At 73.1% G+C, this 14844-nt stretch carries 13 protein-coding genes; 7 read left to right on the forward strand and 6 right to left on the reverse strand.

Translation table 11 applies throughout. The features are described 5' to 3' along the window. The first annotated feature begins 129 nt into the window (after positions 1-129). The 3 genes from ACFWMZ_RS25845 (at position 130) to ACFWMZ_RS25855 (ending at position 3563) form a co-directional block, all read left to right on the forward strand. On the forward strand, positions 130-1089 hold the full coding sequence (locus tag ACFWMZ_RS25845; RefSeq protein ID WP_383183253.1) for a carbohydrate ABC transporter permease: 960 nt from the start codon (positions 130-132) through the stop codon (positions 1087-1089). 106 nt (positions 1090-1195) lie between these two features. Beyond that, complete coding sequence (locus ACFWMZ_RS25850; protein ID WP_383204487.1) at positions 1196-2035, forward strand: carbohydrate ABC transporter permease; 840 nt, start codon at positions 1196-1198, stop codon at positions 2033-2035. Positions 2036-2174: 139 nt separating this feature from the next. After that, positions 2175-3563, forward strand: a complete 1389-nt coding sequence (locus tag ACFWMZ_RS25855; RefSeq protein ID WP_383204457.1) for a GH1 family beta-glucosidase — start codon at positions 2175-2177, stop codon at positions 3561-3563. 24 nt (positions 3564-3587) lie between these two features. Here the strand turns inward: ACFWMZ_RS25855 and htpX are convergent, their stop codons facing one another. Together htpX and ACFWMZ_RS25865 are read right to left on the reverse strand one after the other, a co-directional pair. Beyond that, positions 3588-4505 (reverse strand): zinc metalloprotease HtpX, encoded by a 918-nt coding sequence (htpX, locus tag ACFWMZ_RS25860; RefSeq protein WP_383183204.1) that lies wholly within the window; start codon positions 4503-4505, stop codon positions 3588-3590. A gap of 156 nt (positions 4506-4661) precedes the next feature. Continuing rightward, the gene (locus ACFWMZ_RS25865) at positions 4662-5804 is read right to left on the reverse strand and encodes a S1 family peptidase (protein WP_383183206.1); all 1143 of its coding nucleotides are present in this window, start codon (positions 5802-5804) and stop codon (positions 4662-4664) included. A 237-nt stretch (positions 5805-6041) separates the two neighbouring features. Between ACFWMZ_RS25865 and ACFWMZ_RS25870 the strand changes: the two genes are divergently transcribed. Then, positions 6042-6890: a DUF4389 domain-containing protein gene (locus tag ACFWMZ_RS25870; protein ID WP_383183209.1), complete on the forward strand. Its 849-nt coding sequence runs from the start codon at positions 6042-6044 to the stop codon at positions 6888-6890. On the opposite strand, the gene ACFWMZ_RS25875 is transcribed toward ACFWMZ_RS25870, so the two are convergent. The 4 genes from ACFWMZ_RS25875 to cobF all read right to left on the reverse strand — a co-directional run bounded on the left by ACFWMZ_RS25875 (position 6877) and on the right by cobF (position 11124). Continuing rightward, positions 6877-7479, reverse strand: coding sequence for a hypothetical protein (locus tag ACFWMZ_RS25875; protein ID WP_383183211.1), 603 nt, complete (start codon positions 7477-7479; stop codon positions 6877-6879). The two genes, ACFWMZ_RS25870 and ACFWMZ_RS25875, sit on opposite strands and share 14 nt — an antisense overlap. Before the next feature lie 373 nt (positions 7480-7852). Then, positions 7853-8605, reverse strand: a complete 753-nt coding sequence (locus ACFWMZ_RS25880; RefSeq protein WP_383204460.1) for a sulfite exporter TauE/SafE family protein — start codon at positions 8603-8605, stop codon at positions 7853-7855. A gap of 103 nt (positions 8606-8708) precedes the next feature. Beyond that, positions 8709-10055, reverse strand: a complete 1347-nt coding sequence (locus ACFWMZ_RS25885) for a rhodanese-like domain-containing protein (RefSeq protein WP_383204490.1) — start codon at positions 10053-10055, stop codon at positions 8709-8711. Between the two features lie 301 nt (positions 10056-10356). Next, complete coding sequence (gene cobF, locus ACFWMZ_RS25890) at positions 10357-11124, reverse strand: precorrin-6A synthase (deacetylating) (protein WP_383204463.1); 768 nt, start codon at positions 11122-11124, stop codon at positions 10357-10359. Positions 11125-11483: 359 nt separating this feature from the next. On the opposite strand from cobF, the gene ACFWMZ_RS25895 reads away from it, so the two are divergent. The 3 genes from ACFWMZ_RS25895 to ACFWMZ_RS25905 are packed head-to-tail and all read left to right on the forward strand — an operon-like array spanning position 11484 to position 14754. Continuing rightward, the gene (locus tag ACFWMZ_RS25895) at positions 11484-12686 is read left to right on the forward strand and encodes a PP2C family protein-serine/threonine phosphatase (protein WP_383204466.1); all 1203 of its coding nucleotides are present in this window, start codon (positions 11484-11486) and stop codon (positions 12684-12686) included. Further along, positions 12683-14314 (forward strand): CHASE3 domain-containing protein, encoded by a 1632-nt coding sequence (locus ACFWMZ_RS25900; protein WP_383183223.1) that lies wholly within the window; start codon positions 12683-12685, stop codon positions 14312-14314. The genes ACFWMZ_RS25895 and ACFWMZ_RS25900 overlap by 4 nt, the downstream gene beginning before the upstream one ends. Beyond that, a complete protein-coding gene (locus tag ACFWMZ_RS25905; protein WP_383183225.1) occupies positions 14311-14754 on the forward strand; it encodes a response regulator in 444 nt (147 codons plus the stop codon). The genes ACFWMZ_RS25900 and ACFWMZ_RS25905 overlap by 4 nt, the downstream gene beginning before the upstream one ends. The last annotated feature ends 90 nt before the right edge of the window (positions 14755-14844 follow it).

The following is a 14844-nucleotide window of genomic DNA, read 5'->3' on the forward strand; positions in this document are numbered from 1 at the left end:
GCCCGCCTAATCGCGGCGCCGCCCACCGGCCGCCCCGAGGCGGGATTGTTTGTTGGGTTGGGCGTCACGCCCCCCCCCGCCCCCCCCCGGCGCCCCCCGGGCCGGGGCGGGGCCGCGGCCGGCCCCGGCCTGCCCTCCCGGGGCCCGGCCGGGGCGCGGCGGCGCCCGCGCGTCCCGGCCCGCCTGCGCAAGATCGGCCTGCCGTACCTGCTGCTGCTCCCCGCGCTCCTGCTCGAACTCCTGGTCCACCTCGTGCCGATGGTCATCGGCATCTGGATGGCGTTCAAGGAGATCACGCAGTTCTATATCGCCAACTGGGGCGACGCCCCGTGGGCTGGGCTCGACAACTTCGCCCTCGCCGTCGACTTCAACGCCCCCGTGGGCGAGTCGCTGCTCCGCTCCTCCGTCACCACCTGCATGTTCACCGTCCTGTCGGTCGGCCTGTGCTGGTTCCTCGGGACCGCCGCCGCCATCTTCATGCAGGACAACTTCCGCGGCCGCGGCGTGCTGCGCGCCCTCTTCCTCACCCCGTACGCGCTGCCGGTCTACGCCGCCGTCATCACCTGGGCGTTCATGTTCCAGCGCGACTACGGCCTGGTGAACCACGTCCTCACCGACCAGCTCGGCCTCACCGGCGACCGCCCGTTCTGGCTGATCGGCGACAACGCCTTCATCGCCCTGCTGACCGTCTCGGTCTGGAAGGGCTGGCCGTTCGCCTTCCTCATCGTCATGGCCGGGCTCCAGAACATCCCCAAGGAGCTCTACGAGGCCGCCGCCATCGACGGTGCCGGTGTCTGGCAGCAGATCCGCCGGATCACGCTGCCCTCGCTCCAGCCGGTCAACCAGGTGCTGATCCTGGTGCTGTTCCTGTGGACGTTCAACGACTTCAACACGCCGTTCGTCCTCTTCGGCGACTCCGCCCCGGAATCGGCCGACCTCATCTCCATCCACATCTACCAGTCGTCGTTCGTCACCTGGAACTTCGGCTCGGGATCGGCGATGTCGGCGCTGCTGCTGCTGTTCCTGCTCGTGGTGACCGCCGCGTACCTCCTGGTGACCTCCCGCGGAAGGAAGTCCTCCGATGGCTGACACCACTCTGACCAAGGCCCAGGAGCCCGCAGGGCGGGCTCCCGCGGGCGCACCCGGAGCGCCGGGCGCGCCCACCGGCCCGCGCCCCCGGCCTGGCCGCTCGCCGATGGCCTCGCCGCGCTCGTTCGTGTGGACCAGGTGGATCTTCCTCGCCCTGCTCACCGTCTTCGTGCTGGTCCCCATCTACGTGATGGTCTCCAGCTCCCTGAAGCCGCTCCAGGACGTCTCCGGCGAGTTCCGGTGGATCCCCAGCGGACTCACCGTCCGCCCCTACTTCGACATCTGGGAGACCGTCCCGCTCGCGAAGTACTTCGTGAACTCCCTGATCGTCGCCGGTGCCGCCACGGTCTTCTCGGTCGTCGTCGCCGTCTTCGCCGCCTACGGCGTCAGCCGCTACCGCTTCCGCGGCAAGCGCGTCTTCACCGTCACCGTCCTGTCGACGCAGATGTTCCCCGGCATCCTCTTCCTGCTGCCGCTCTTCCTCATCTACGTCAACATCGGCAACGCCACCGGCACCGCCCTCTTCGGTTCGCGCGGCGGTCTGATCCTCACCTACCTGACCTTCTCGCTGCCGTTCTCCATCTGGATGCTCATCGGCTACTTCGAGTCGGTCCCGCGCGAACTGGACGAGGCCGCCACCGTGGACGGCTGCGGCCCGCTCGGCGCCCTCTTCCGGGTCGTCGTCCCCGCCGCCACCCCCGGCATCGTCGCCGTCGGCGTCTACTCCTTCATGACCGCCTGGGGAGAAGTCCTCTTCGCCTCCGTCATGACCAACGACACGACACGGACCCTCTCCATCGGCCTCCAGTCGTACGCCACCCAGAACGACGTGTACTGGAACCAGGTCATGGCCGCCTCCCTCGTGGTCAGCGTCCCCGTCGTCGCCGGCTTCCTGCTGCTCCAGCGCTACCTGGTCGCCGGGCTCACCGCGGGCGCCGTCAAGTAATCCGCCGGACCGCCCGGCCACGCGCCAGGCAGCCCGCAACCCCCGCTCCGCCCGCAGCCCGTACCGGCACCCGGCCGCTCGCCCCGTCGCCGGTACGGCGGCGCGCCCTGCCCCCACCGGCTCCCGAAAGGACCCGCACGTGACCACCACGGAACCCTCGCCCCTCCCCGCCCCCGCGTTCGGCCCCCCCGACCTCAGTGGCCTGCCCGCCGACTTCACCTGGGGCGTCGCCACCGCCGCCTACCAGATCGAGGGCGCCGTCGCCGAGGACGGCCGCGCCCCCTCGATCTGGGACACCTTCTCCCACACCCCCGGCAAGACCGCGGGCGGCGACACCGGCGACGAGGCCTGCGACCACTACCACCGCTGGCCCGAGGACCTCGCCCTGATGAGGGAGCTGGGCGTCGACGCGTACCGCATGTCGATCGCCTGGCCCCGCGTCCACCCGCAGGGTGACGGCCCGGTCAACGAGCGCGGCCTCGACTTCTACGACCGGCTCGTCGACGCCCTGCTCGAAGCCGGGATCACCCCCAACGTCACCCTCTACCACTGGGATCTGCCCCAGGCCCTCCAGGACCGCGGCGGCTGGCCCGTCCGCGAGACCGCCGAGCACTTCGCCGCCTACGCCTCGACCGTCGCCACCCGCCTCGGCGACCGGGTCGGCCGCTGGGCCACCCTGAACGAACCGCTCTGCTCAGCCTGGATCGGCCACCTCGAAGGCACCATGGCCCCCGGCCTGCGCGACATCACCGCCGCCGTCCACGCCTCGTACCACCTCCTCCTCGGCCACGGCCTCGCCGCCCAGGCCGTCCGCGCCGCCTCCCCGCACGCCCAGGTCGGCATCGTCAACAACCTCTCCACCGTGTACGCCGCCGGCGACAGCGAGGCCGACCAGGCCGCCGCCCGCCGCATGGACGGCCACACCAACCGCTGGTGGCTCGACCCCGTCCACGGCCGCGGCTTCCCCGCCGACATGCGCGAGGTCTACGGCGTCGACCTGCCCGAACGCCCCGGCGACCTCGACACCATCGCCCAGCGCCTCGACTGGATCGGCCTCAACTACTACTTCCCGGCCGTCGTCGCCGACGCCCCGGACGCCCCCCACCCGCACATCCGCACCGTCCGCCGCGAGGGCGTCCCGCGCACCGGCATGGACTGGGAGATCGAGGCGGGCGGCCTGGAAGAACTCCTCCTGCGCCTGACCCGGGAGTACGGCGCCCAGTCCATCTACGTCACCGAGAACGGCTCGGCCTTCCCCGACACCGTCGCCCCCGACGGCTCCGTCCACGACCCCGAGCGCACCGCCTACCTCCAGGACCACCTGGCCGCCTGCGCCCGCGCGGCCCGCGCCGGAGCCCCCGTCGACGGCTACTACGCCTGGTCGCTGCTGGACAACTTCGAGTGGGCCTACGGCTACGACAAGCGCTTCGGCCTCGTCCACGTCGACTACCCGACCCAGCGCCGCACCATGAAGACCAGCGGCCGCACCTACACCCGGCTCGTCGAGGAGTTCCGCCGCAACCGCTGATCCGACCGGCCCGGGGGCCGGGGCTCACGGACGCCCCAGCTCCCGGCCGATCTTCCGCAGCTGCTCCAGCCGCTGGTCCAGCGTCGGGTGCGAGGAGAAGAGCCGGGCCATGCTCTGCCCGGAGGAGAAGGCCGGCACGAAGTAGAACGCGTTGTAGGGCTCGGCCTCGCGCAGATCCCGGGTCGGGATGCGGCCCATCTGCCCGGTGATCTTCGTCAGCGCCGAGGCGAGTGCCGCGGGCCGCCCGGTCAGCAGCGCCGCGCCCCGGTCCGCCGACAGCTCCCGGTACCGCGACAGCAGCCGGGTCAGCAGGAACCCGACCGCGTACACCACCGCGCTGACCAGCGGGATCAGCATGAGGAGCAGGCCCGCCTGGTTGTTGCCGCCGCGTCCGCCGCGGGCCAGGCCGCCCCAGAGGGCCACCCGGGTGATGACCCCGGCCAGAACGCCGAGGAACGAGGCGATCGTCATCACCGCCACGTCCCGGTGGGCCACGTGCGACATCTCGTGCGCCAGTACGCCGTCCAGCTCCTCGGGCTCCAGCCGACGCAGCAGGCCGGTGGTGACGCAGACCAGCGCCGTCTTCTCGCTGCGGCCGGTGGCGAAGGCGTTCGGCACGTCGCTGTCGGCGATGGCCACCTTCGGTTTCTCCATGTCGGCCAGGGCGCAGATCCGGTCCACCGCCCCGTGCAGCTCCGGTGCCTGCTCCCGGGTGACCCGCCGCGCCCCCATCCCGTACGCCGCGATGGAGTCGCTGAACCAGAACTGGGCCACGAAGAGCCCGCCGACCAGCAGAACGATCAGTGGCCAGGAGCCGCGCGCCACCGCCAGCAGCACCCCCACCAGGACCACGTACAGCAGTCCGATGAAGAACATCGTCATGACCATGCGCGCGGTGAGCCCCCGGTCACCCGCGAACCGCGATCCCCGCCGACCAGCCATCGGAGCACCTCTCACCGGCTGACAACTCTTTCCCTCCCATTCTCCCCTCACCGGTGGGAAACGTGCTGAACCGTCCGTCACGCCGGTCGCGAACGCACGCGGTCCCCCGCGCCGGCCGGAGCCGTGCGCGGGGGACCGCGTCGCCGTTCGAGGAGGTCAGGCCGTGTGCAGGGTCAGCCCGTACCGGTTGAGGATCTCGTTGACCGGCTGGTACCAGGTCTCACCGCCGCTGGAGCAGTTGCCCCAGCCGCCGGAGGTGACGCCCTGGGCCTGGTCGCCGCTGATGAACGAACCGCCCGAGTCACCGCCCTCGGCGCAGACGCTGGTCTTGGTCATCTCGTGGACCGCGCCCTCGCTGTAGTTGACGGTCTCGTTCTTCGCCAGCACCGTGCCGCAGTGCCAGTGCGTCGTCGAGCCGGACCGGCAGATGGACGCACCGACCGGTGCCTCCGCCGAACCGCGCACCAGCTGGTCGGAGACGGTGCCCCAGCCGATCACGACCGGCTCGGTCCACCAGCCGTTGCCGACGCTGACGTAGGCGTAGTCGTCACCGGGGAACGAGGAGCCCTGGAACGAGCCGATCGCGCTGCCGTCCCAGCCGTTGACGCCCTGGCCCGCCGGGCCGCAGTGACCGGCGGTGACGAAGCCGCCGTGCACCGAGAAGCCGATGGAGCAGCGGACGTTGCCCGTGTAGTACGGGTCACCGCCGACCGTGCCCGCCGCGAAGGTCTCCGGCGCCGCCGCCACGGTCTCGACCTCGACCGGGCCCGTCGCGCGGGCCCGCTCCACGAAGCCGCGTACCGCCCGCTCGTCCGCCTGGCCCTCGACCACGCTCACCACGACGCTGTTGGCCTGTGGGTCCACCCGCCAGCCGGCCACGCCGCCCGGCGCGGCCAGGGCGTCGATCCGCTCCTTCGCCGCGTCCAGGGTCTTGGCGCTGTGCTCCACCAGCCGGACCGAGGCGCCCGCCTCGCTCACGGCGTCGGCGGCGTCGCGGTCGCTGACCGCCACCACCAGGGAGTTGCTCTTCGCGTCGAACCAGGAGCCGCCGTACGCGGCGCCGGCCGCGCGCTGGGCCTTCTTCTCGACGGCGGTCGCCTTCTTCTCGGCGGCCAGCCGGGCCTTCGCCTCGGCGGGGGTGAGGCCGAGGTCGCGCTCCATCCCGGTCAGGACCGCGCTCGACGCGACGGGGGCGGGGTCGGGGGCGGCGCTCGCCGCCGGGGTCAGGCCGAACGCGGCCCAGCTTCCGGCGAGGAGTAAGGAGGACAGGCCGACACGTGCTGCGGTGGTGCGTCTCACGGGGATGACCCTTTCGTCGTTCCAGCGAAGTGGGAGGGAACGGAAATGGTGAGAGCGCTCTCATTCAGTCTCGGCAGGAGCTTAGAAGCGCCGAGTGGACATGTCCATACCAATGGCCGCTCGATCGCCGGCCCCGCGCACCCCGGCCGCTCACCCGCCCGGCCGCCCTGGCTTGCCCGCCCCCTCCCGTGCCGGAAATCTGAGGGTTTGCGCCGACCGGGCCGGGAGTGAACCACCATGACCGAAGGCCAGTGGGCGGAGCCGATTCCGCCCTCCGCACCGATGGAGCGGCTGCCGCAGCTCGACATCCCCGAGCCGGTGCCGCAGCGCCGGCTCACCGTCTTCTTCCGGCTGCTGCTGCTCGTCCCGCACTTCGTCGTGCTGTTCTTCCTGCACATCGCCGCGTGGTTCGCGACGATCGCGACCTGGTTCGCCGCCCTCGCCACCGCCAGGGTCCCGGACCCGCTGGACCGCTTCCTCTCCGGCTACCTCGGCTGGGCGACCCGGGTGGACGCCGAGGCGATGCTCCTGGTCGACCGGTACCCGCCGTTCGCGCTGCACGCCCCGGGGTACCCGGTACGCGTCGAGGTGACCGGTGACCGCCTCAACCGCCTTGCCGTCCTCTTCCGCCTGATCCTGATGATCCCGGCGGTGATCGTGCAGGCGCTGGCCTTCTCCGGCTGGTGGACGCTCTGCCTCGTCTGGTGGCTGATCGTGCTCGTCCTCGGCCGCGTTCCGCAGCCCCTCTTCGAGGCGTCCGCCGCCGTCCTGCGCTTCCGCATGCGTACCGGCGCGTACGCCATGATGCTGACCCCCGCCTACCCGAAGGGTTTCTTCGGTGACCGCCCGGGCGTCCTGGGCACCGACGCCGAGGAGGCCGAGGAGGTCGGGCGGGTCACCGAGAACCTGGGCGCCGCCGGGTCGGCCGCCCGGCCGCTGGTCCTGGGGACGCCCGCCACCGTGCTGATGGTGGTCTTCCTCCTCGCCGGGCTGGCGGGCGGCGCCTCCGGCTCCACCTCGTCGTACACCACGGGCGACGAGCCGGGGCGCGAGCCCGGCGCCGCCCGGACCGTCACGGACCGCTGAGCGCGGGGCTGTTCCACAGCGGGTACCAGCGGCCGAGGTCCGCCTCCAGCGGCAGCTCGTGCTCCAGCGCACCCTGGACGCGCAGCTCCAGCGCGTTGTCGCGGCGGTCCGCCGCGCGGGGCGCGAACGGGTAGAAGGTGCCGCGCTTGTAGAGGTAGACCAGGCCGAGGGGCAGGCCCGCCTCCTGGCTGTCGGCCGGGCCGGTGAAGCCGACGAGGGAACAGAGGAGCTGGGGGCCCCAGCCGTGGTCCTGGAGCATGCTGTTGATCGTGTGCAGGTCGTTGACGAGGCCCGGCAGGTCGTCCGGCGGCTGCTCGACCTGGAGCCAGGTGTAGCCGTACCGGTCCTGGCTGTACTCCACCGGCTGCCCGCCGTGGGCGGTGTCGGTGTCCAGCAACTCCCTGATCTCCTGCTTCAGCCGCGCGAACTGCCCGCCCTCGACCCCGGTGAAACAGACGGCTCCCCGCCCGGTGGGCGTGAAACCCGTGGCCGCCTGGAGCTCCAGCGCGGCCGAGGGGAGGGCGAACCAGTCGTCCAGGTTGGGCTGGATCTGCTTGCGGCGGCCGAAGAGGGCGTCGAAGAATCCCATGGGGGGATCTTCCGTGATCGTCGCGGCGTTGTGGCCGCGACGTGCCGGTCACCGAGGGCCTGGACCGCCCGTCGGACCGGTGAGAGCCGCGAGGACGGCGCGGTGGGCCACCGCGCCGCCGGCGGGGGAGAGGTGGACGCCGTCGGACCGGAGCGTGTCAGCGGGGCCGCCTGGCGCGAGGACGGCCGTACCCGCCTCCGCCACCGCCCAGGATCCCAGCCCGGCGGCCGCCCCGAGGACGGCGGAGAGGCAGCCCCCGGTGGTGCCCGCCCCGCGCTCGGCCCCCCGGCTGCTTCTGGTTGGTGCTGGTCATCGGGGAGGGGACGCCCGCCCCCTGCCCGGCGCCGGTTCCGCAGAAGCGGGTGCCACGCCGTCAGCGCGGGACGAGCGCGTCCAGCAGCATCAGCGCGGCCACGGTGAGTAGCACCGCACCGAAGACGCGTTGGAGGACCCGCCCGGAGATTCGGGCGGCAAGCCGCCTCCCGTCCCAGGCGCCGAGCACGGCAGCGGCCGTGAACGGCCCGACCACCGCCCAGTCCAGCGAGGAGAGCGTCCCGCCCCTGGCCGCGAGGGAGGCGGTGGAGGTCAGGGCGATGACCAGCAGACTGGTGCCCACCGCCGCCCGCACCGGCAGCCCCACCACCCGCACCAGGGCGGGCACGCCGAGGAACCCGCCGCCCACTCCGAGCAGCCCCGTGACCGCGCCGAGCCCCGCGCCCGCCCCGGCCGCCCGCGCGATGCTCGTCGAGCCGGTGCGCGGGGTGTCGTCGCGGGTCCGCAGCATGCCCGCGGCGGCGACGGCGGCCAGGACCGAGAAGGCGGCGGTGAGCAGCGCCGCGGGCAGCCGGGCGGCGAGCAGGCCGCCCAGGGCGGCCGGGAGGAGCCCGGTGGCGGCGAAGAGCAGCCCGGGCCGCCACCGGACGTTGCCGTCGCGGCCGTGGGCGGCGAGCGAGGTGGCTGTGGTGATCGCGACGATGACCAGGCTCGCCGTGGTCGCCTCCACCGGGGCGAAACCGAGGAGGTGGACGAGGGCGGGGACGGCGAGGAGGCTCCCGCCGCCGCCCATGCCGCCGAGGGCGAGGCCGACCACCGCTCCCGCCAGCAGGGCGAGGAGTACGGGGCTCATGCCGGGCCGCCGGGCAGGGCGGGCCGGAGCGGGGTACAGCCGGGGTGGGGCATGGTGCGGGGTGGTTCCGTTCGTGCGGTGGTGCGGTCGGGGGCGGCCGGGCTCAGGTGAGGGTGAGGCCGGCGGCCCCGGCGTGGTCGAGGGAGTCGTCGACGGTCACGGCCTCGTGCCCCGCCGCGTCCAGGAAGGAGGCGGCGATCGCGGCGCGCGGTCCTCCGGCGCAGTGCACCCAGACCGGCCCGTCGGGGAGTTCGGCCAGGCGCCCGGGAAGGGTGTGGAGCGGGATGTGCAGGGACCCGGCGATCCGGCGTCCGGCGCGTTCGCTGTCGCGGCGGACGTCGAGGACCGCGGCGGGGTGCTCGCCGGCCAGCCCGGCGAAGGTGGCGCGCCGGAAGGAGGCGGGCGCGGCGCCGGAGGGCAGCCAGTCGGCCGGTCCGCCGGTCGCCGCGGCGGCCGGGCGGTCGATGCCGACCCGGGCCAGTTCGCGCTGTGCGTCGGCGAGTTGCGCGGGGCTCTCGGCGAGCAGGGTGACGGGCTTGCCCCAGGGGATGAGCCACGCCAGGTAGGTGGCGAGCTGCCCGTCGGCCTCGAAGTTGTAGGTGCCGGGGACGTGCCCCTCGGCGAACGCCACCCGGTGCCGGAGGTCGACCACCCACTCACCGGCGGAGAGGCGGTCGGCCAGCGCGGCGTGGTCGGCGGTGGCGGGCGGGGTGAGGTCGACCGGGGCGGGACCGAAGCTGTTCACCGGGCCGATGTGGGCGTAGTAGGCCGGGACGTCGTCCAGAGCCGCCAGCAGTTCCTCGACGAAGGTGTCGGCGTCCTTGACCAGGGCCTCGTTGGCGGTCCGCTCCTCGCCGACGGTGCTGCTGTCGGCGGTGGCCTGCGCCGAGGAACAGAAGCTGCCGAAGCCGTGGGTGGGCAGGACCGCCGTGGCGTCGGGCAGGGTGTCGGCGAGGCGGTGCGCGGAGGCGTGCTGGGCGCGGGCCAGTTCCTCGGTGAGCCGCGGCTCGACCAGGTCGGGGCGGCCGACGGTACCGATGAGCAGCGAGCCACCGGTGAAGGCGGCCACCGGCGCACCCGTCTCGCGCAGGACGTACGCCGTGTGGTGCGGGGTGTGGCCGGGGGTGGCGACCGCGAGCAGGGTGAGGGCCTCGTCGACGGCCACCGTGTCGCCGTCGTGGACCGGGGTGCGGGGGAACCTGACGCGGGCACCGGCCGGGACGACGTACTCGGCCCCGGTGACCCGGGCCAGTTCCAGCCCGCCGCTGACGTAGTCGTTGTGGACGTGGGTCTCCACGACCCGCGCGATGCGGACGCCCCGGCGCGCGGCGGCGGCGATGACCTGGTCGATGTCGCGCGGGGGGTCCACGGCGACGGCGGCGGTGGAACCGCCCACCAGGTAGTGACGGTTGCCGAGCCCCGGTGTCTCGATCGTCTCGACGAAGTACACGCTGCTGCTCACTCCTTGCTCCGCTCTCACGGCGACGACGGTCGGGCCGTCAGCCGCCGATCGGCTTTTGCAGTACCCCCCGGGGGTATGTGTGTCACCGTAGCAGGTCCCCCCCGGGGGGTAGGGCGACCTGCGGTGCGCGGGACGGGCGGGGGGCGCGCGGTCCGGCTGCGGGCATGGGGAGCGTCTGCCCGGCCGAGGGGGAGGCAGGCGTGGCGGCAGGGCCGGAAAGGCCGTCCGGCCCTCCCGGGTGCGGGAGAGGCCGGAGAGGTGAGGCGGGCGGGGGCGGTGGCGGTCCGGGTCAGTCGCGCCGCAGGAGGTAGGTGTCCATGATCCAGCCCTTGCGCTCGCGCGCCTCGGCGCGGAGTTCCGTGATGCGGTCGGCGACCTCGCTGAGGCGGCCCGAGACCAGGATCTCGTCGGGCGTACCCACGTAGGCGCCCCAGTGGATGACGGGGTCCTCGGCCAGGTGGTGGCGGTACGCCTGCTGGGCGTCGAGCATCACCACCAGGTCGTCCACCCCCTCGGGCCACCCCTGCGCCAGCCGCCGGCCGGTGGTGAACTGCACCGGCCTCGCCACCCGGTTCAGCCCCGTGCGGTGGCGGGCGAGCAGCGCCGAGACGCTGCTGATGCCGGGGATCACCTCGTGGTCGAAGCTCACCCGGCCGCGCTCCAGGACCTCCTCCAGGATGCCGAGGGTGGAGTCGTACAGTGCCGGGTCGCCCCAGACCAGGAAGGCGCCGGTGCCGTCCTCGGGCAGCTCGTCGGTGATCATCCGCTCGTACACGTCGGCCCGGCGGCCGCGCCAGTCCTCGACCGCCTCGGTGTACGCGGCGGTCCCCGCGCTCCGGTCCCGGTCGCGGTCCGGATCCCGGGCCTCCACCAGCCGGTACGGGCGGTCCCCGGCGTGCTCCGCGAGGATCTCGTGGCGCAGCCGCAGCAGGTCCGCCTTCTCCTCGCCCTTGTCGAGCAGGAAGAACACGTCGACCCGCCGCATCGCCTTCACCGCCTGAAGGGTGAGCTGATCCGGATCTCCCGATCCCATACCGATGACATAGATGTTGCGCACCCGCCCGAGTCTGCCCTACGCCCCCCGGCGCCCGGCCGCCAGGGCCCGGGCCCGCGCGCGGGACCGGCGCGCGCTCCCCGGAGTGATCACCTTGACCGGATCGCGCCCCTGCGACGGGCCGTGCGCGCCCCTTGCCCCGGTATGACCGAGTGAGCCCGGACACAGCGCGCGGCGCTCATCCCTTGCCGTGGCGGGGTGCTGCCTGCCGTAGCCCTACCGAGGGCACACGCGCGAGCCCTTGTCGCATATGCTTCCGGCCGGTGGCGCCGCACGCGCGAGTCACAGGTGAGTGAGGGGGGTGGAGCGCAGCCGTGCTGCTCCCGCAGGTGATGCCGCCTCCTTCGAGGACGGCAGGAACGATGAACCCACTGAACGGCACCGGACCGGTCAACGGCTCGCTCAGAGCCGTCGACGCCGTACTGCTTCTCGTCGAGGACGACCCCGGCGACGCCCTCCTGCTGGAGGAGACGCTCGCCGACAGCGACCTCGACGCGGAACTGGTCAGCGTACGCACCCTCGCCGAGGCGCAGGCGTACCTCGCCGACTGCGACCGGCTGGTCTGCGTCCTGCTCGACCTCCACCTCCCGGACGTGCACGGCCTCGACTCGGTCACCCGTATCGTGCATTCCGCGCCGGACGCCGCCATCGTCGTCCTGACCGGCCTCGCCGAGTCCGAGGCGGGGCTCGCCGCCGTCGCCACCGGCGCCCAGGACTACCTGGGCAAGGGCCACCTCGACCCGGAGACCCTCAGCCGCGCCGTCCGCTACGCCCTCCAGCGCAAGCAGGTCGAACGCGCCTCGGCGGCCCTGCGCGCCAACGAGCGGATAGCCCAGGAGAACGCCCGCCTCGAACGGGGCCTGCTGCCCGTCCCGCTGCTGCACGGCGAGGACTTCGGCGCGGCCGCGCGGTACGAGCCCGGACGCGCCCACGGGCTGCTCAGCGGCGACTTCTACGACGTCGTGCAGACCGCCGACGGCGCCGTCCACGCGGTCATAGGCGACGTCTCCGGCCACGGCGCGGCCGAGGCGGCGCTCGGCGTCTGCCTGCGCGTCGCCTGGCGCACCGCCGTACTGTGCGGCACCGAGCAGCTGGAGAAGGTCCGGCTGCTGGAGGAGATCCTCGTCGCCGAGCGCTCCGACCCGCACGTCTTCGCCACCGTGACCCTCCTCGTCTTCCCGGCCGACCGGGGCTCCGTGCGGGTGGTGCGCGCCGGGCACCCCGGCATGCTGATCCGCTCCGGCGCCACCGTCAGCCAGGTGGAGACGCCCGGCGGGATGGCGCTCGGCCTGCTCCCCGGCCGGGGGGAGTGGCCGCAGGAGGAGGTGCCGCTGCCGCCCGGCGGCCACGTCGTCCTCTTCACCGACGGCCTCTTCGAGGGCCGCACCGGACCCGGTACCCGCCTCGGTGAGGAGGGGCTGCTGGAACTGGCCCTGCGCAACGCCGACCTGGAGCCCGCCGCCTTCGTGGACGCACTCGTGGACGGCGCCGCCGAAGGCGCCGCCCCCTACGGCGGCCTCGCCGACGACGTCGCCGTCCTGCATCTCGGATGGGGGAAGTCGTGACCGGAACCCGCAAGACGCTTCAGGAACGCCTCTCCGTCCAGGGCTGGGTCCGCCTGGTCCTGGTGGCGCTGGTCGTCGTCGTCCTCGGCTGCACCGCGGCCGCGGGCGCGCTGCTCTCCCGTACCAACGACCGCACCAACGAACTGGTCGACCGCATCCAGCCCGCCCGCTCCATCGCCTTCCAGCTCGAGAAGTCGCTGCTGGACCAGGAGACCGGCGTCCGCGGGTACGCCCTCACCGGCGACGCCTCCTTCCTCACCCCCTACGAGGAGGGGCAGGCCGGTGAGCGCGACCAGGTCGCCCGGATCGAGCGGTACATCGGCGACGACACCCGCTTCGCGGACGATGTCGAGCGCATCGAGAAGTCGGCGGCCGAATGGCGGCGCGAGCAGGCCGAACCGCTGATCGCCGCCGTCCGCGAGGGCGGCCCGCAGGCCGCCACCGCCGTCGACGTGACCGAGAGCAAGCTCCAGTTCGACTACCTCCGGGACCTCTTCGACGCCCAGCAGAACCACCTGGAGGAGGCCCGCGTCGCCACCCGGGCCGAACTCGACGACGCCCGCTCGGTGCGCGACATCGTGCTCATCGTGGTCCTCGTGGTCTTCGTCCTCGCGGTGGTCGTCCTCGCCCTGCTCCTGCACCGCATGGTCGGCCGCCCGCTGGACAGCCTGCTGACCGCCTCCGGGCGCGTCCGCGAAGGCGACTTCGAGCGCCGCATCGAGGTCGGCGGCCCCTCCGACCTGCGGGCCGTCGGCGCCGCCGTCGAGGCGATGCGCCGCCGCCTGGTCGACGAACTCGTCGCCGCCCGGACCCGCGAGGCCCTGCTCTCCGGACAGACCGACGAGCTGCGCCGCTCCAACGCCGAGCTGGAGCAGTTCGCCTACGTCGCCTCGCACGACCTCCAGGAGCCGCTGCGCAAGGTCGCCTCCTTCTGCCAGCTGCTGGAGAAGCGGTACAGCGCGGAACTGGACGACCGCGGCCGCCAGTACATCGACTTCGCGGTCGACGGTGCCAAGCGGATGCAGGTCCTCATCAACGACCTGCTCACCTTCTCCCGCGTCGGCCGGGTCGGCGACGCCTGGCAGCAGACCTCGCTCGACGGCGCGCTGGACCGCGCCCTGGGCAACCTGGAACTCGCCGTCGAGGAGAGCGGGGCGGTCGTCGTCCGCGACACGCCCCTGCCCGAGATCAGCGGCGATCCGACCACACTCGCCATGCTGTGGCAGAACCTGGTCGGCAACGCCCTGAAGTTCCGCCGCCCCGACGTGCCGAGCCGGATCGTGGTGGACTGCGTCCGCGAGGACGACGACACCTGGCACCTGTCGGTCACCGACAACGGCATCGGCATCGCGCCGGAGTTCTCCGAGAAGGTCTTCGTGATCTTCCAGCGGCTGCACGCCAAGGACGCCTACGGCGGCACCGGCATCGGCCTCGCCCTCTGCCGCAAGATCGTCGAGTTCCACGGGGGCCGGATCTGGCTGGAGCCGGTCACCGGCACCGGCGAGGACGGCGACGCCGGTGCGGTGCAGGGCACCAGCGTCCACTTCACCCTGCCCGCCGCCGCGACCGGCTCGCGGTCGGACCTGCTCACCCCCGCCACCACCAGCCTCTCGGGAGACGGCCAGTGACCACGCCCGCCCAGCCCATCGAAGTCCTGCTCGTCGAGGACGACCCCGGCGACGAGCTGATGACCCGCGAGGCCTTCGAGGACAACAAGATCCGCAACACCCTCCACGTCGTCCGCGACGGCGAGGAGGCCCTCGACTTCCTCTACCAGCGCGGCGCCTACCCCGAGGCGCCCCGGCCCGACCTGATCCTGCTCGACCTCAACCTGCCCAAGTACGACGGCCGGCAGGTCCTCGCGCAGATCAAGGCCGACGCGGCGCTGGCCCTCATCCCGGTCGTGGTGCTCACCACCTCGTCCGCCGAGGAGGACATCCTGCGCAGCTACAAGCTGCACGCCAACGCCTACGTGACCAAGCCCGTGGACCTCGACCAGTTCATCGCGGCGGTCAAGCAGATCGACGACTTCTTCGTCACCGTGGTCCGGCTCCCCGGCCGGTCCTGACCCCCTCCTTCCGCCGGGTGACCCCTTTCACGGCGGAAGGGAGACATACCCGGGGAATCGCGGGGAACAAGGGGTTGGAGGAGAACCCCA

Source organism: Streptomyces sp. NPDC058373 (genome assembly GCF_042723275.1).
Classification (GTDB): Bacteria; Actinomycetota; Actinomycetes; order Streptomycetales; family Streptomycetaceae; genus Streptomyces.